Source organism: Phormidium sp. FACHB-1136 (assembly GCF_014697375.1).
In the GTDB taxonomy this organism is placed as follows: Bacteria; Cyanobacteriota; Cyanobacteriia; order Phormidesmidales; family Phormidesmidaceae; genus Nodosilinea.
This window is the reverse complement of sequence record NZ_JACJRS010000034.1, coordinates 19,843-37,279: the sequence shown is the minus strand read 5'-3', so window position 1 is coordinate 37,279 and position 17,437 is coordinate 19,843. Positions and strand designations below refer to the sequence as shown.

14 protein-coding genes are annotated in these 17,437 nt (G+C 56.5%); 7 read left to right on the top strand and 7 right to left on the bottom strand.

Annotated elements, in window-relative coordinates:
* Positions 1-276 precede the first annotated feature (276 nt).
* The gene (locus H6G62_RS12190) at positions 277-3,420 is read left to right on the top strand and encodes a pentapeptide repeat-containing protein (RefSeq protein WP_190495449.1); all 3,144 of its coding nucleotides are present in this window, start codon (positions 277-279) and stop codon (positions 3,418-3,420) included.
* Positions 3,421-3,474: 54 nt separating this feature from the next.
* On the opposite strand, the gene H6G62_RS12185 is transcribed toward H6G62_RS12190, so the two are convergent.
* Entirely contained in the window at positions 3,475-5,577 is a 2,103-nt protein-coding gene (locus H6G62_RS12185; RefSeq protein ID WP_190495447.1) for an FAD-dependent oxidoreductase, read from the bottom strand.
* A gap of 263 nt (positions 5,578-5,840) precedes the next feature.
* Between H6G62_RS12185 and H6G62_RS12180 the strand changes: the two genes are divergently transcribed.
* Both H6G62_RS12180 and H6G62_RS12175 read left to right on the top strand, forming a co-directional pair.
* Complete coding sequence (locus H6G62_RS12180; RefSeq protein ID WP_190495445.1) at positions 5,841-6,419, top strand: DUF3124 domain-containing protein; 579 nt, start codon at positions 5,841-5,843, stop codon at positions 6,417-6,419.
* Between the two features lie 407 nt (positions 6,420-6,826).
* The gene (locus H6G62_RS12175; RefSeq protein WP_242051955.1) at positions 6,827-7,174 is read left to right on the top strand and encodes a hypothetical protein; all 348 of its coding nucleotides are present in this window, start codon (positions 6,827-6,829) and stop codon (positions 7,172-7,174) included.
* Positions 7,175-7,317: 143 nt separating this feature from the next.
* On the opposite strand, the gene petE is transcribed toward H6G62_RS12175, so the two are convergent.
* The 3 genes from petE to accD all read right to left on the bottom strand — a co-directional run bounded on the left by petE (position 7,318) and on the right by accD (position 9,520).
* Positions 7,318-7,734 carry a plastocyanin gene (gene petE / locus H6G62_RS12170; RefSeq protein WP_190495441.1) on the bottom strand — a complete coding sequence of 139 codons (417 nt, stop codon included), beginning with the start codon at positions 7,732-7,734 and terminating at the stop codon, positions 7,318-7,320.
* Positions 7,735-7,895: 161 nt separating this feature from the next.
* Positions 7,896-8,402 (bottom strand): photosystem II cytochrome c-550, encoded by a 507-nt coding sequence (gene psbV / locus H6G62_RS12165; RefSeq protein WP_190495439.1) that lies wholly within the window; start codon positions 8,400-8,402, stop codon positions 7,896-7,898.
* A 173-nt stretch (positions 8,403-8,575) separates the two neighbouring features.
* Positions 8,576-9,520, bottom strand: coding sequence for an acetyl-CoA carboxylase, carboxyltransferase subunit beta (gene accD, locus H6G62_RS12160; RefSeq protein ID WP_190495437.1), 945 nt, complete (start codon positions 9,518-9,520; stop codon positions 8,576-8,578).
* Between the two features lie 208 nt (positions 9,521-9,728).
* Here accD and H6G62_RS12155 point away from each other — a divergent pair, with 208 nt between their 5' ends.
* The gene (locus H6G62_RS12155) at positions 9,729-10,586 is read left to right on the top strand and encodes a prephenate/arogenate dehydrogenase (protein WP_190495435.1); all 858 of its coding nucleotides are present in this window, start codon (positions 9,729-9,731) and stop codon (positions 10,584-10,586) included.
* Between the two features lie 125 nt (positions 10,587-10,711).
* On the opposite strand, the gene H6G62_RS12150 is transcribed toward H6G62_RS12155, so the two are convergent.
* Complete coding sequence (locus H6G62_RS12150) at positions 10,712-11,917, bottom strand: argininosuccinate synthase (protein WP_190495434.1); 1,206 nt, start codon at positions 11,915-11,917, stop codon at positions 10,712-10,714.
* Between the two features lie 180 nt (positions 11,918-12,097).
* Between H6G62_RS12150 and H6G62_RS12145 the strand changes: the two genes are divergently transcribed.
* The 3 genes from H6G62_RS12145 (at position 12,098) to H6G62_RS12135 (ending at position 15,453) form a co-directional block, all read left to right on the top strand.
* Complete coding sequence (locus H6G62_RS12145; RefSeq protein WP_190495432.1) at positions 12,098-12,703, top strand: Uma2 family endonuclease; 606 nt, start codon at positions 12,098-12,100, stop codon at positions 12,701-12,703.
* Positions 12,704-12,932: 229 nt separating this feature from the next.
* Positions 12,933-14,900: a long-chain fatty acid--CoA ligase gene (locus H6G62_RS12140; RefSeq protein WP_190495430.1), complete on the top strand. Its 1,968-nt coding sequence runs from the start codon at positions 12,933-12,935 to the stop codon at positions 14,898-14,900.
* 103 nt (positions 14,901-15,003) lie between these two features.
* Entirely contained in the window at positions 15,004-15,453 is a 450-nt protein-coding gene (locus H6G62_RS12135; RefSeq protein WP_190495428.1) for a YlqD family protein, read from the top strand.
* Between the two features lie 25 nt (positions 15,454-15,478).
* Here H6G62_RS12135 and hpsN read toward each other — a convergent pair whose 3' ends face one another.
* A complete protein-coding gene (gene hpsN / locus H6G62_RS12130) occupies positions 15,479-16,462 on the bottom strand; it encodes a hormogonium polysaccharide biosynthesis glycosyltransferase HpsN (protein ID WP_190495426.1) in 984 nt (327 codons plus the stop codon).
* 67 nt (positions 16,463-16,529) lie between these two features.
* Positions 16,530-17,414, bottom strand: coding sequence for a sulfurtransferase (locus H6G62_RS12125; protein WP_190495424.1), 885 nt, complete (start codon positions 17,412-17,414; stop codon positions 16,530-16,532).
* Positions 17,415-17,437 lie beyond the last annotated feature (23 nt).

The following is a 17,437-nucleotide window of genomic DNA, read 5'->3' as shown; positions in this document are numbered from 1 at the left end:
CTCTATACTTTTATCAATTCGTTCAACATGAGCCATTTTTGGGTACCTTAAGGCAAGGAAGAAACTCCTCACGATAGGCTTTAGTTGAGACAACTCTGCTGTATGGATTGACCGCAAAGATACAGGGACTTTTAAGACCTAGGTACTTAAAACCACTGATCTAACCCTTATCTGTCGCAAACATTGTTCGGATTATCCTGCGGATCCCTACCCTAAGCTGCCATTCACTCAGTCTTTATCCTGGAACCAAGATCCCTGTTTTTAGTCGTTCGTCCTATGAAATTTAACCATTCCGATCTCCATTTCTCCCACGACAATGGCCAGCCTATCTCAATGAGTGTGGAAACGCTATTAGCGGAGTATGCGGATGGACGACGACACTTTGATAATGTTGACCTACGAGAGGCCAACTTAAACCGAGCCAAGCTACCGATGATTAGTCTGGAAGAATCGATTCTTCAAAAAGCTAAATTATCCGGTGCCAACCTGGCTGGGGCTACCCTAAATCATGCCGACTTTTCCTTTGCCACCCTCACAACTGCCAACTTTATTGCGGCGGATTTAGTCCGCGCCAAGTTAATTGGAGCCAATTTGGCTGGGGCGGTCATGAGTGGCGCAAATCTCAGTGGGGCAAGTTTTCGTAAGGCAGATCTAACGGACTGTATTTTTGCTGGAGCCAACCTGAGTGGCGTTGATTTTTCGGGCGCTGTCCTGAGCAATGCCAACTTTGGTGGCGCAACCCTAAAAGGAGCGAATCTCAGTGAGGTGGATCTCACCGAAGTAGACTTAACCGATCTGGACTTAACAGAAAGTATCTTGCCTGAAGGCTTAGCGGGTGAACGCTGGGGCAGCCAAAATCGAGACCTCAGCATCAACTTTGATCAAGTGGTTCCCGGTTGGGGCAGCGCTGGAGAAGCCCTCCCAGAGTGGCCTCTCGCCCAGAACGAGATCGCACCCAGCAAGATGATTGCAGCGGAGACGGGACGCTATCTAGTCGATCAAAACCAGGAAGGTGATCTAGACGGTGAGGATCAGCCGACTGAATATTTAGAGGATCGTTCGCCCTTCGATCCCTACATCGCATCAGACGAACCGACCAACGAAGGCTATGTGGTTAGTGCAGGTACTTCTGAAGAGTACGTCACTGAAGAATACGAAGCGTACGTGGCAGAAGAATACACAGAGGAATACGCCCCAGAACAATACGCTCCAGAAGAATACATTTCAGAACCATACGTCGCTGAACAATACGCTTCAGAGGAATACGTCACCGAGCAATACGTCACCGAACAATACGTCACTGGAGAACATGCAGAACAATACGTCACTGGAGCCTATAGCACTGAAGCATATACAGAGAAATACGCTACTGAGGAATACCTAGAAGGATATGCTACTGGGGAATTCATGGCTCCTGAAGAATACGTCACTGGCGCGGATCTAGGGACTGACGAATTAGTCGAGGAAGAAACCTATGCCGTTGTGCCACTCAGTTCCCTAGAGGCAGAAGAACTGGCCGCCCTAGACGCCGCTGAAGAGCAATGGTCAGGGTCTGCGGTGGCGTTTGATGATGAGGATGATCTCTACCTCCATGCCCTAGACGCCCTAGACGCCATTGCCATGGAGGACAATGGAATGTTTGAAAATGCCGACAGCCCCCAACCGCCTACCACGGATGGAGAAGATATCCCCACAGCATCCTCCTTAGTGGATTCCATGAATCCCTTTGTCCTAGGGGATGGGGATAACGCAGTTGTAGCGCAGGAATTTGCCCACCCTAGCGATCATCTCGACCATCCCTTTGTTCTTGGGTTCCCCCCCATCAACACCCCAGAAGAAAGTACGATTGCCCTCGCTGAGGGAGTAACAGCAGCGGTTTCTGATCTGACTGAGCCTGTGGATTTCACGGCAACGGATCCTGACCTAGTTGAGCCTGTGGATTTCACAGCGACGGATTCTGATCTTCCTGAGCCTTTGGATTTGGTGATTTCCGAGGCCGCACCGCACGATTCACTTGAGTCGGTACATTCCACCCTGCCAGAACCCACAGGCTTGGTGGTCTTGGCCGAGGAAGAACCTGGGGATCCAGAGGAGAAGACGCAATTCATTCGGCCCGAAAATAAGGCTGAAGATCTAGGGGATGAAGATCTAGGAGGTGAAGATCTAGGGGATGAGTCGGTCGCCCCTCGCAAGGATCGTTCGGCCTTCCCTGCCCCCTTGCCCCTCAATCCACCAGCGCTGACTCAATCATCAGAGAGTTCCACGCATCCTGGGGGCAAGGCCCATCCCTCGCTCAATAGTCCCTCGCTCAATAGTCGCGTTGTCCATTCCATTCAAGCGGTATTGGGTCGGCGAGTGCAATATTCGCTTCAGCGAAAACTGCTGGATATCTATCACGGGAAATGTGCGATTACAGGTTGCAATATTCAACCATTGCTAGAAACGGTTTTTATTACTAGCCATGATCGAGATAAGGCTGATCATCCCTCCCAATGTCTTGTCCTGCGTGCTGATTTAAAAACCCTATATGACCTAAAACTTTTAGCCATTCATCCCCAAAATCTCACGGTACTCCTGTCGCCTCAACTGATGGCGTCAGACTATGGTTATTTGCAGAACCAGCGTATTACCATTCCAGAGCAAAAAATCTATCATCCCAGTCCCGAAAGTCTGGACCAACATTTGCAGGATTGCACCTGGTACAACAAAGGCTATCAAGATAGACCTCAACCCTCTGCATCGGCCCTCTCCGATCTCCCGCACAAACCTGCCCAACGGTGGCTGAATCTACCCAGCTTGGTTACGTTTGGGGTCGGCATCCTGGTTGGAGCGGGTCTGATGTGGCCTTTGCGGAGTGCCCTAATGGGCCAGCCTTCAGGCCTTGAAGCAGAGTCTTCTCCAACTCAGCTTAGGCCGCAATCCGAAAACCGCATTAATATTCAGGCCGGGAATCTACGCTACAACCAACAGGGCATTCTTATCGACCAAAAATCCTATATCACCCTAGAACAGGCCCAGCAATTAGGACTCCTAAATGGAGAGGTACCAGAGAATTATCAGCAACCGTTTCAGGGCAAAACCTATGTGAGTTTGTCGTACCTAGCGACATTGGGAATTCCGACTACATGGGATGCCGAGTCGCGAACGGCAACCCTAGATTGTTGTCAATCCCAAGCCTTAGAAACCATCTCCCTCGCGATTAATAATCGCAATTGGCCAGAGGCTGGCATCATTGTTGATGATCGAGCCTATGTTCCCCAATCCAAACTGGCTGATTTGAACCTCGACTTAGACGCGCTCAATCCGGCTCACTCCATCAACTATCAAAACGATACCTATGTGCGAGCCAATGATTTGAAGGATCTCGCCGCCACAGTGCAATGGGATGCCGAAACCCGTGTGCTTCGTATTAGCAACTAATCCCCAATTTGCCCTCTGCCAGATTGCTATGTTCTGGCAGAGGGCCGTTCAGGTTTACCAGGGCTTCCAGGCGTCCCACTCTTCGTTGAAGATCGACGTATCCGGGAACTGGGTGGGGTTGCCGCTGGCCTCTAGTTCCATCCGCAGGGCGTGGAGCAGGGGGTTGTGGTTGGGCAGGTTTTCCACCAGTTCGTAGGGCAGAACGCCGTTCCGCAGGGAGAAGTCGATGGAATGGGCGGCGGCGGCCCCCACCGACCACTCGAAGGAATGCACCCGGTAGGCGGCGGCGGCAATGTTGCTGGCGGCGATACTCTTACTGGCCACCAGCATGTTGTCTACCCGCTGGGGAATCAGCGCCCGTAGGGGAATTTGGGCCGGGAAGGCTTGGCCGTGGGCTTGGCGCACTCCGGGCCGCTCGATGTTGCCGGGGGCTTCCGGCGGATAGTCGCGCATACAGGGGTGGAAGTCGATGGCGTACTGGGCGATGCCCACCGAGTCGGGATACATGCGAGACCGCCCCCGCACATGGAATTCGTCGGGGTTGGCACCGGGCATGAAGGTGTCCACGGTTTCCAGCCCCGCCAGGAAACGCCGCATGGAGGTGAAGGTGCTGCGATCCAGGTTTTCTTGGTAGAACTCGGAGGTGAAATCGTTCCAGGAGAAGTCAATTTCGTTGATCATAAAGCCGTTGTCGTAGCCGGAGGACGGACGGCCAATGATACGACGGGCTTCGCGGATGTAGGGATATTTGGATAGACCATGGGCCGTATTCATGGGAGAATCTAGCCCCTTGAGGTAGCGGTTGTAGGGGTCGGGTTCTTTCCAGGAGTCATCCAGTTGGGAATCCGTGGTGCCCGTGGTCAACCAATAGAAGAAGCCGATGGCGTTTTCTTCCCCTCGGCGCAGGGTTTCGGTACGCAAGCCGCCTAACCAGCCGCCCGGAGCCAACTGTCCGCTGGCTTGCAGTTGGTCGTGGGTGAGGATCAAATTATCGCGGGCGGTACCGGGGCGGTAGTCGTTGCCCCACGTCCAATTCTGCATGGAAATATCCCCAGGGGTGGGGCGGGGGGCACCAAAGATGCGCTCATCCACCCGACGGGGGCCAGCACTCCACAGGCGGCGGTAGGTGAAGACAAAGTCAAAGTGATCCTGGGGGGTGAGCAGTTGGGGACGTTCCTTTTCCCAACTGTAGTAGGGCTCGTAGATGGAGTAGAATTCCGGCACGTCGAAGGTTTGGGCCTCGGCGGTGCGCTCCATGGCAAAGGTGTAGGTGAAGCCCTGGGTGCAGTAGGCGTCCCGCTGGGCCACGGGGGAAGAGGGGTTGTGGGGCGAACGGGGGTCTAGGCCCAGTTCGTAGGGCACATCGGCTAGGGCGATGATTTCCCCGGTTTCCGTGGCCTCCACCACGAACCAATCCACCCGATCCGGGTCGGCATTGGGGAAGCGTTCCGTGTCAATGCCTGCGGGCACAAACTGAATGATTTCCTTAGACAGTCGGGCGGAATCTTGGTAGGTGTAGGCGTCTTCGATGATCTCCGACAGAAAATCCGTATTTAAAGGAGCCGTCCCCGGTGCGGGGCTGTGGCGAATGGCCATCATGGTGTCGATGTGGCTGCGGTCGGCATTAAAGCCCACCTCTTTAATCACCGTGTTGGGGAACCACTTCAGTTCGCCGCCCCCCTCCCGTTCAGCCTCCGCCAGCATCTCCATCAAAATGGCGTTGGCATCGGCGGGCATAAAGCAAGACACACTCACCCAGCACTGGCCAGGGTTTAACTCACCATACTTTTCCTCCACCCGCTCCCGCAGGTCGTTGTAGCCCCGCGAGTAAAACAGCCGCCGCCGCTGTTCCCGCGATTCATCCAGCGCCGTGGTGCCCTGGGAGGAAATTTGCCCACCCACCCAGTCAGTTAGCTCCGTCATGCAGACCGTGTGGCCCATCCGCAGGCTTTCGTAGGCCGCCGCTGTTCCGGCCAAACCACCCCCCACAATGAGGAGTTCACACTCCACCACCTGATCCGGTGTGGGCATACCCTGAGCCAGTTGAGGACTCACCGACTGCTGAGCCTGGGCATTGCCGATGGGCAAGGGAACCGATCCGGCCAGCAGCGCCGAGGCCAGCAGGGGTGTGGTGAAAGCACGAAAGAGCGAATTCATAGCAAATTGAGAGCTTAAGGCAACAACCATCGATTGTAGCCGAGGCCCATTCTGGACCAATTTTTGCCACGTTTGTTTACAGGTTTTAGGGTCGGCCAGCGGTGGAGATGCACGACCCTCCGGCATCGGTTAGGCTAGCCCTAGTCGAGGTCAGCCGAGCCGAGGTCAGCAAGGCTCCACCTCTGATCGGGACTGGATAAAGCGACTGGGGCAGGGCGATGGGATTTAGCAGGTTTCGGTGTGCGGATGGGCTAGCTAAAACCATGGCAATCAGCCGACTAGGATGGGCCGTCTTAGGGTGGGGCCTTTTGGCCTGGGGCGTGATAGTGGGCTGTGCCCCCGCCATTCCTAACGACAGCACCCAGGTTCCCGATCAGGGGGTGCCCCTGGGCCTAGCGGTCAACCCCAACGTCGTTGAAATCACCCCCGACCAACTGCCGCCCTTGGCCGTAGGGCAAGTGGTCTATGTCCCGGTGTATTCAGAAATCTACGATTTTGGCCCCAACCGTCCCTTTCAGCTCACGGCCACCCTCAGCCTCCGCAATACCGATCCCGCCACGGCCATCTTCATCGAAACCATCGACTATTACGACTCCAGTGGGGCTCTCGTCACCGCCTACCTCAGTCAACCCCTGGAGATTGGCCCCCTGGCCTCCACCGCTGTTGTCATTGAAAGCCAAAACACCCTGGGCGGAGCGGGCGCGAACTTCCTCGTCACCTGGCGAGCGGCTACCCAGGTTAGCCCTCCGGTGATTGAGGCGGTAATGATCAGTACCGCCTCCCAGCAGGGGATTTCCTTTGTTAGCCCTGGCCGGGTGATAGCGGAACGCGAGGCCAATTAGCCCCGATTTTCTAGGGCCAGCCTCCACCTAGGCGTTGCGGTTGCCAAGGGGAAATCGGCCATGTTTTTCTATTATAAAATAATAAAAATCATGGCCCTTGATCGTCGATCAGAATTCGGCCAAATACCTCCCCCCTTGGGCCGTCCCAGCTTTGCTAAGCCAGGGGTGGGGCCGTTTTTTACCCTATTTTTTAGCAAAAAAACACAAATCACCCCATTCCATTCCAATTTCGTATCAATCCGGGAAGTAAAACTACCGCCCTTGAAAACAGTTAAAAACTAAGTCAAACAAAGGTTAAATGATTCAGGAAAGCCAGGGGGATTTGGCAGGTCAGCCTTAGGATAGGGATGATATTTTCTCTGTAAACACGGCACCCTATGGACTCCATCCAAACGCAAGTTGTCATCTTGACCAACAAGGTTGACGCCCTTCACCACATGATTGACCAAGTGAATGATCAGGTTTCCGCCATTTTGGCCTCGTCCCATACCTTCGGCGATGATAGCCATGAGCTCAGAATTGGAGGCCATGCCCACTATAGCCCGATGCCTCGCTACAGTTCCCCTAGCCTCGACGGGATGTGTGAGCACAAGGATGTCTTGATCGACAGCGACTACAGTACAACGGAACGGCAGACGGTGGAGGTCAACCTCTCCCAAGACATTCAAATCCAGCGCCTCACCGCCCAACTCACCGCCGCCTACCATCGCATTGCTGCCCTAGAGGAGCAACTCCTCGCCACCCGCGTTCTATAGCAGGATCGAGTCATGCCCATGGGTATCGAGAGGTAGGTTCGGTTTTGATCGGCTTTAAAGTAGAAAAGAGCGCCAGATAAGACGCTCTTCTCTAAGGAAGTCGCAGACTTAGCCCAAACTTGCGCCTAGGCTCAGTCGTCCAATTAACCTTCCAGGATCACCTTGCCGACCATGCCAGCCCCACGGTGGGGAGCGCAGAAGTAGGTGTAGGTGCCAGCGGGCATATCGCTGGTGAAGGTGGTGGAGTAGTTTTCGCCGGGAGCGAAGGTCAGTTGGCTGTGGGACAGGCTATCGGCCAGCGCCTTGTCGCCGGGGCTAGCGGCTTCGTCGAAGATGACGTTGTGGGGGGCCATTTTGTTGTTTACCCAGGTCACGGTGTCGCCCGGTTGGACGGTGATGGTGCTGGGTTCAAACACGAGCAGACCCGCATCGTTCCCCATTTTCACTTCGTAGTTGGTGGCGGAAGCGGGAGCGGAGACTAGGGTCATGGCACCTAGCACCAGCAGCACAGACAACGCAGCAATGCCCAAACGCTGGGCGGCACGGATTACACGATTCATAAACTACCTCTAAAGGCTTATCTCCAGTTCAATGACGCGGCTGAAATTCAGCGCTCTATGGCATCTTACCTGCTAATAACGCCCTCTTGGACAGTTCCTTGAAACAAAAAAAGGGGCCGAAGCCCCTTGCCACACCCCGACAGCGGGGAGGTCTCGATGGGTTAGATCGGGGGAGCGGAGAACCGCGTCTTACCCGCACCCCACATATCGCCAATCACCTTGGGCTGAAGCAGGATGTGACCCGAAATGGCCACCAGGTCTTCCTCGGTTAGGCTACGCATTTTGGGGAAGATGTCGGCACTCATCTTGCTGGGGTGAACCTGGGAAATATCGGTCAACCCGTCGTAGGTGGTGGGAGCCTTGAGATAGTCCACCAGGGCTTCAATATTGTCGCGGGGAGGCAAGGCCCCAGCCAGGGAGTCGGGGTCTAGACCCACGGTGGGGTTGGTTTTGGTAATGCCGCCCACATGGCAGGTGCCACAGGCGTAGTTAAACTGGCGGCGGCCACGGGTCACTTGCTCTAGGGAGAGCACAACGGTGTCCCCCTCAGGATTGAGCTGCACCGTGCGGGTGGCCGCATCTAGCTCAGCCGCGACGGCGTCTCCCATCGTCAGTTGGCTGACAAAGAAGAGTGCGACCGCAACTAGCCAAATGCATCTCTTCAACATGGTTCTCCTCGAATGTATAGGGTTCAGGTATGGACATCAACACAGCGGACGGCGAAAAAATTTTCCTCAGTCCATGTAGTAATGACTATCATGCCACCGAAGGGGGCCATTCCCAAGTTTTCTCAGCGATCATGCTCACTAGTCGCGGCCCATCCCACCCCAAGGTAATTCAGCTACTCGGCCACGACGTGGGAAGGGGCGCTGTGATTCAGCCCGTTGCTCCACTGGGTTGGGGTGGTTAGGGAAACGGCATCGGCGCTGGCAGGCTGATGGAGGCGAATCAGTTGGGCAAGGGTGGTCTTCAATTGGGTGCGGGGCACGATCAGATCGACAAAGCCGTGATCCCGCAGGTACTCGGCGGTTTGGAAGTCGTCAGGTAGTTTTTCCCGCAGGGTTTGCTCGACCACGCGGCGTCCGGCAAAGCCAATGGTGGCCTTGGGTTCGGCAATAATAATGTCCCCCAGCATGGCAAAGCTGGCGGTCACGCCCCCGGTGGTGGGGTGGGTGAGCACGGGCATATAGAGCAGCTTGGCAGCCTGGTGCTGTTGCAAGGCTCCAGAAATTTTGGCCATTTGCATCAGGCTCAGCATTCCCTCCTGCATTCGCGCTCCACCAGAGGCGCAAACAATCACCACGGGACGCCGTTCCTGGGTACCGCGCTCAATCATGCGGGTGAGCTTTTCCCCAACGACCGAACCCATGCTGCCGCCCATAAAGCGGAAATCCATTACCCCCAGGGCCACGGGCAGACCGTCCAGATCCCCCAATCCGGTTTGCACGGCATCGGTCAGTTGGGTCTTGTTTTGGGTTTCGCGGATGCGGTCGCTGTAGCCCTTGCGATCTTTAAAGCCGAGGGGATCCCTGGGCTGAATCTGGCTATCTAATGCCTGCCAGGTGCTGGCATCGATCAGTTGGCGAATGCGTTCGTCGCTAAAAATGCGGTGGTGGTGGCCGCACTCCCCACAAACCCACTGGTTGGCCCGTAAATCCTTGGTATAGGTCAGCACGTCGCAGTGCTCACACTTCGTCCACAGGCCATCGGCAATCTCGCGCTCTTGGCGATCTTCGCTGATGGGGCCAGACTTACGGCGATTAGCAAACCAGTCAAACAGGGACATGATAGAGGAAGAAATGGAACGACGACGGCAATAGAACGCCCATACTATGTTGCTTTAGGACGTACTCTTCATCCTAGCCGTTTTAGTCCGTCTTCGATAGATAGCGCTTAGTGTGGATTCTTCACCGTTAGGTTGGTAGGAACTGTCCCAACGCTTTAGGATGTTGAACGTAGTTCATGGCTCATCCCCCTTCCCCCATTGCGACCCTATGAAACCCATTGCTGTTGTTGGATTGGGCCTGATTGGCGGGTCTCTTGGCCTAGATTTTTCTCGGCTGGGCTATCGGGTGTTGGGGGTGGCCCGTCGTCCCGAAACGGTGGAAATGGCCATGGAACGAGGGGTTGTCCACCAAGCGAGTACCGATCTGAGTTTGGTCGCCGAAGCTGATGTGGTCTTTCTCTGCACCCCCATCGACGGGGTGGTTGGCGTGGCCCAACAGGTGGTGCCCCATCTCAAGCCCGAAGCCATTTTGACCGATGTGAGTTCCGTCAAAGGTTCCCTAGTGCCGGATTTGGCGGCTCTCTGGCCCCACTTCATCGGTGGGCATCCCATGGCGGGCAAGGCGGAGGCAGGCTTGGCGGTGGCCGAGGCCCATCTGTTTCGGGGCCGTCCCTACGTGCTAACTCCGACGGAGGAAACCTCTCCCCAGGATTTGGATACCTTATCGGAATTGGTGGATCAATTAGAGGCCCGTCGATTTATCTGTTTCCCGGCGGATCATGATCGGGCGGTGGCCTGGATTTCTCACCTGCCTGTGATGGTCAGCAGCAGTTTGATTCAAGCCTGCCAGCAGGAGCCGAACCCCGAATTGCTTAAGTTGGCCCAAGCCCTGGCCAGTTCCGGCTTTCGCGACACCAGCCGCGTCGGTGGCGGCGTCCCTGAACTGGGCACCCTGATGGCACGCTACAACCGAGAGGCGCTGCTGTCCTCCATTGCCCTATATCAGCGCCAACTGGGCCAAATTCGCGCCCTCGTTGAGGTAGAAGACTGGGATGGCCTGCACCATTTTCTTGCCCAAACCCAAGCTGCCCGTCCCGCCTATATAGACAAGATGGATGAGGCGTAGGGTCGTTTACAGCACTATCTTCCTTAACCCTGAGGTATCAGCGACCTTGGCCGCAATGCCCTGCGTTGAACGGCAGAGAACCCCGGCTTCTTGGCGAAACTGGGGTTCTGGGTTATGTCGAGGGTTCAGCCCTCACGCACTTTTTCTGACCAAACACGGGTGGGCAGACCCCAGACGTAGATGAAGCCCTCAGCGGCCTTGTGGTCAAACTGATCGTCGGAGCTGTAGGTGGCGAGGGATTCGTTATACAGCGCCAGGTCAGACTTGCGGCCTACGACGCGGGCGTTGCCCTTAAACAACTTCATCCGCACGGTGCCCGTCACCCGCTCCTGAGTTTGCTGAATGAAGGCATCGAGGGCCAGCTTCAGGGGGCTATACCAGAGACCGTTGTAGACCAGGCGGCTGTAGGTCTCTTCGATGCCGCGCTTGTACTGGGTGACATCAGACGTCAGGGTGAGGCTTTCCAGATCTCGGTGGGCGTCGATCAGCACCAGCAAGGCCGGGGCTTCGTAGATTTCGCGGGATTTGATCCCCACCAGGCGGTTTTCCACCATGTCGATGCGGCCTACACCGTGGCGTCCAGCGATCTCGTTGATTTGGGTGATCAGTTCCACCGGAGACAGAGCCGCGCCATTGAGGTGGGTGGGGATGCCCTTGGTGAAGCCGATTTCAATGTATTCCGGCTGGTCGGGGGTGGCTTCGATGGCCTGGGTCATGAGGAACACCTCTTCGAGGGGTTCGTTCATGGGGTCTTCGAGGGGGCCAGCTTCGATGCTGCGGCCTAGCAGGTTGCGGTCGATGCTGTAGGGGCTAGACTTTTTCACCGGGAAGGCGAGACCCATTTTTTCCCCATAGGCGATGGTTTCTTCGCGACCCATGCCCCATTCACGGGCGGGGGCCAGCACCTTCAGGCCAGGGTTGAGGGCGGCGATGGCCACATCAAAGCGCACCTGGTCGTTGCCTTTCCCGGTGCAGCCGTGGGCCACGGCATCGGCTCCGTAGCGCTCGGCGGCTTCCACTAGGGCCTTGGCGATCAGGGGGCGGGCCAGGGCGGTGGAGAGGGGGTAGCGGTTTTCGTAGAGGGCGTTGGCCTGGATGGCGGGGAAGGCGTAGTCGGTGATGAATTCCTCCGTCAGGTCGGCGACGAGGGATTCCTTCACCCCGGCAGTGAGCGCCTTGAGCCGGATGGGTTCTAGCTCATCCCCTTGGCCCAGGTCGGCGGCGAGGGTGATGACCTCCTTCACGCCCCATTCGTTCATCAGGTAGGGGATACACACGGTGGTATCCACCCCACCGGAATAGGCTAAAACAACTTTCTCTGCGCGACCCATGGTCAATCCCTACTATTGCATTACAGGGGTAATATTATCTACGGTTTCTTGCCCACGCTCACACTCGATTTAGCAAGATCCGATGACATCGCTGGGGTTGGGGACTTCTAAAGGGGCCGTACCGATCCGCCAGTCCCCTGTGCCATGATGATCTCAAACCTCCCGGCATTGGATGGTGCTATGTCTCACCCTGTGGCTCAGCCGTTGCGGCAACCGCTATTGCTGCATTTCCCCGCCGACATCGCTGCCCTCAGCGACGAGCACTTTTTTGCCTTTTGTCAGGCCAACCGCGACCTGCAAATCGAGCGCACCGCCAACCATGACCTGTTGATTATGGCTCCTACGGGTTCCGAAACCAACGAACGCAACTTTGATCTGATTGGCCAACTTTGGGCCTGGGCGCGGCAAGACGGTACCGGGGTGGGCTTTGGCTCTAGCGGGGGCTTTCGATTGCCCAATGGGGCCGTACGTTCCCCCGATGCCGCCTGGATCCGCAAAGACCGCTGGGAGGCGCTCACCCTAGCCCAACGCAAAGGCTTTGCCCCCCTCTGCCCCGATTTTGTGATTGAGCTGCGCTCTGAAACCGATGGTCTGTCTCTTCTCCAAGACAAGATGGTGGAGTATATGGACAATGGCGCACAACTGGGCTGGCTCATTGATCGGCAACAGCGCAGGGTTTACATCTACCGTCCTAGAGGGGTTTCAGAAACGATGGCCGATCCGACTATTCTCAGCGGCGATCCGGTACTCCCCGGCTTCACCCTAGACCTCAGCCGCATTTGGTGAACCCCATGCCCTTTGGGAGTTCCCATGCCCTTTTTGGATTGCCGTGACTTTGGGGACATGGGAGCCATTTCCAGGCCAATCCAGTTGAATATCTGGTTCTTTTAGAAATTTACTAACGCCACAGATCGCTAAGCTACGTGAATAGCCTACCCCTCGGCTGCGGTAGGATGACCCCAACCTAGTTTTGTGACCCCCTCGGTAATTTTATCGTTATTATTGGTGCCCCCCCATGACCGTTAGTGACGCTCTGCAAGAGGTTCGCCAGCATGATCGGGCCTTTTTGTCTGCCCACAATCCCTACGAACACCTCCAGGCCATCCACGAAATTTGGCCCATCGTAGCGGAAAAATACAGCGACATCGTGGCTCTCAACGACCCCCACTACAAACCCACTGCCACCTTCACCTATCGGCAACTGGGGGAAGCGATTCGTACCTTTGCCAGCGGATTGCAGGCGTTGGGGATAGAAAACCGCACCCATGTGGCCTTGTTTGCCGATAACAGCCACCGCTGGTTCATTGCCGACCAGGGGATTATGACCGCCGGGGGCATGGATGCGGTTCGCAGTGGCACCGCCGAAACCGAGGAGTTGCTTTACATCGCCGAACACAGCGAAAGTACGGTGCTGGTGGTGGAGAACGTGGCCCTGCTGAAGCGGCTGCGTCAACGGTTGGACAATCTGCCGATTCCCCTGGTGATTTTGCTTTCCGATGAAGACCCCCCCGCCGATGAACGGCTGAAAATCCTGAATTTCAGCCAACTGATGGCCCTAGGGAAGGATCATCCCTACACCCCGGTCACCATTAAGCCAGAGGACTTGGCCACCCTAATCTACACCTCCGGCACCACGGGCCAGCCCAAGGGGGTGATGCTCAGCCACCGCAACTTGCTGCACCAGATCAACACCCTGCGGTCGGTGGTGCAGCCGGAACCGGGGGATCGCGTCGTGGGGATTTTGCCCTCCTGGCACAGCTTTGAGCGCACGGCGGAATACTTTTTGCTGGCCAATGGGTGCAGCCAAATTTACAGCAACATTCGCCACCTCAAAACCGACCTGAAGAGCACCAAACCCCAGTACATGGTGGGGGTGCCCCGCCTGTGGGAATCGATCTACGAAGGGGCGCAGCGCCAGTTTCGGGAACAAAGCGCGGCCAAACAAAAGCTGATCTTCACCTGCTTTGGCCTCAGCGAGCGCTACGTTACCCACCTCTGGCGCTACCAAGACATGAAAATCGACGCCCCCAACCTCTCGACGGTGGAGCGGCTTACCTCTGGCCTCGCTGCCCTGGCCCTGTGGCCCCTGCACCAGGTGGGCAAAGCCCTGGTCTACGGCAAGGTGCGCCAAGCCACCGGGGGCGAAGTGAAGCAACTGATCAGCGGCGGCGGTTCCCTGGCGCGGCACATTGATAGCTTCTTTGAAATCATCGGCGTGCCCCTGCTGGTGGGCTACGGCCTCACCGAAACCTCCCCGGTGCTCTCCGCCCGTCGCCCCTGGAGCAACCTGCGCGGTGCCGCCGGACAACCCATCCCCTTCACCGAAATTAAGGTGGTGGATTTGGAAACTCGCCATGAAGTGCCCCACGGTAGCCAGGGCCTCGTCTTAGCACGGGGGCCGCAGATTATGGAAGGCTACTACCGCAACCCCGAAGCTACCCAAAAAGCCATCGACCCCGAAGGCTGGTTCGACACGGGCGACCTGGGCTGGATTAGCAAGGACGGCAACGTGGTGCTCACCGGGCGGGCCAAGGACACCATTGTCCTCACCAACGGCGAAAACATCGAACCCCAGCCCATCGAAGACGCCTGCATCCGCAGCCCCTACATCGACCAAATTATGGTGGTGGGGCAAGATCAGCGCTCCCTCGGTGCCCTGGTGGTGCCCAATCTAGATGCCCTGCAAGCCTGGGCCGCCAGCCAGTCTCTTTTCATCGCCATTCCAGGGGACGAAGCCCCCGTACCCCAAGGGCTGGGTACCATTACCCTAGAGGACGACCGGGTGCAAAAGCTGCTGCGCGACGAAATGACCCGCCAGGTGAAGGATCGCCCTGGCTATCGACCCGACGACCGCATTGGCCCCTTCCGCCTGGTGCTCGAACCCTTCTCCATCGAAAATGGCCTGCTGACCCAAACCCTAAAAGTGCGCCGCCCCGTGGTGACGGAACGGTATCGCGATATGATTGACGCGATGTTTGGGTAGGCGAGGATGGGATCAGCCCTGATTCGTGCCCACCCAACCCTTCGGTCTGGTGATGATCGCCGCCGTAGTCAATGCCCATCCTTGTTGAGTACATCTAACGGTTATGGATGACAATAACTCCTTGCTGCTAAAGCGCGTGGTCAACATCAAAGCAGTGGTGACGCCATTGTGGAAAGAAGAGGCCCAAAAGCAACTGCAAAGCCAAATCAATCAAATCGATGGCCAACTGCAACAGTTAGAGATGCAGGGCCAGCGGGTGGTGAGTGAACTGCAAAAGCAAGCTGAAACTCAGCCTGGTAATGCTAACATTCAGCAACAAATGGCCGAAGTGCAAAATCGCCTCAACCAAGATAAAAGCAAGCTCCTTCAGCAAAAGAATCAAAACCTTCAGCAACTTCAACAGGTGCAAACCCTAGAGATGGATGTAGAAGTAGAACAGGGCAAAGTAGAGAGCTTCTTTAATGTTGCTGTCGGCGACAACCTGGTGCAAAAACTTCAGGTGGAAATCCTGATTCGCGATGGCATCATTGAAGCCATTCGCGGTGAATTCTAGAAGTGAAGCGGGTTAGCTGACAAAGCTATAGAGGATGGTCGATCACGGCGGATTGGGGATATAAGCGCCCTTTGCGCCCAGCGGTGATGGCTAGGGTATACGCGGCATAGGCCAACCCCCAGAGGTAAAAGCCGCCACGGCTAATGACTTTTAGGGGGTTTGGATCTTTATTGCAAGGCGCATGGCCAAGGACGTGGCAATCGAATAGGCGACCGAAAAGTCGTAGATTTTGGCCAAGGGTGAGGTTTTTTAGCCCTAGCAAAAAGTGGTTGTGGTAAAAAAATAACTGATAACGCAGGGAGCGGGTGCTGATATCGTGGCATCCCCCGGTTTCTTCGCCTAGGTGAACCAAATGGGCCTCTGGGCTGTACCAAATGATGTAACCTGTTTGGCGAATATGTAGACAGAAATCCGACTCCTCTCGCACAGCGCTGCCGTAGAAGCGTTCATCAAACCGGAGGCCAAACTGGCTGAACAGCACGCGCCGAAAGGACATATTGCACCCCCTGGCGGTGAGCACCTGCTGGGGCTGGGTGGTGTGGACGAGATCGATGTGATACCAGGCGATGCCGGGATCCATGGCTTCTGGCGGCAGATAGTCGATTTCGAGATCCTTCTGTTCCGCCAGCTTCATGCGGTCGAAAACACGGCCCGCCACGGCCCCCACATCGGGACGTTCTACAAAGGTGCGGGCATGGGCCTGGAGGTAACCGGGGGGCAGCACAACATCGTCGTCGATAAACAAGACGATCTCGCCGGAGGATCGCTCGATGCCAAGGTTGCGAGCGGCGGGCAAGCTGGCCCAGGTGACGATGTATCGCGTGATTCGCCCTGCCTGGGCCAGTTCCGTGAGGCGCTGTTCCGTGTCGGGCTGGTGGGTTTGGGTTTGATCCACCACAATCACCTCATAATGCGGGTAATCTTGGGCCAGTAGGCTGTCTAGGGTGTCGCAGAGGACGGTTTCCCGTTGGTAGGTGGGGATGATGACGGAGAAGGTGGGCCAGTCCATAGGGCGTTGTCATAGGGTAAGGGAGGGCGTTGGTGGGATGCTATGTTGCCCCCAGGGTAGCGGTGGGTTAGCCCTCGATGGTTTCGTAGGAGCACCAATCGCTCCAGCCGCCGACGTAGAGCTTGGCTAGGGGTTGGCCCGCCACGGCCTGAGACAGCAGATTAACGCAGGCGGTGACGCCAGATCCACAGTAAACGATGACCTCCTCGGCGTCCGCCCAGTCGTCCCAAAATTTAGCCTGGGTGGTGATGGGTTGGAGGTAGCCCTCGGCGGTGGAGACCGCCTGCCAAGGTTGGTTGCTGGCACCGGGAATGTGGCCCGCCACGGGGTCGATGGGCTCCACTTCCCCCCGGTAACGGGCGGGTTCGCGGGAATCAATCAGCCGCACTCCGGGATCATCCTTGCGCTGGCGCACTTGGTGGATATCCACGATCCAATCAGTCTGGGGGCGGGGGATAAACTGGCCCGTTCGCGGTTCCGGTAAGTCGGTAGAGATCGCATAGCCACCCTGTTGCCATGCATCCCAGCCGCCATCCAGCACTGCAACGGCGTCGTGGCCCAGGTATTTCAGCATCCACCACAGGCGGGCGGCAAAGGCAAAGCGGGAATCGTCATACACCACCACCTGGGTTGGGCCATGGGGCAAATCCGGGGAATCCGAAGCGATACCCATCGTCCCCAGCCGCTGGCAAAAGATGTCCCAATTCGGTAGGGGATGGCGACCTCCGTGAGGTTGTACCGGGCTGGATAGATCCCGATCCAAATGGAGATACCAAGCCCCAGGGATGTGTCTAGCGTTGTATTGCCGTTGGCCCAATTGCGGATCCGCTAAGGAAAAGCGGCAGTCCACAATCACCACCTGGGGATCGGTCAAACGATCCGCCAGCCACTCGGCACTCACCACATTTGGAAACTTAGCCCTAGGGATCTCAACCTGGGTTGCGTCTGTCATACCATCACACCTCTCGCGCCCCC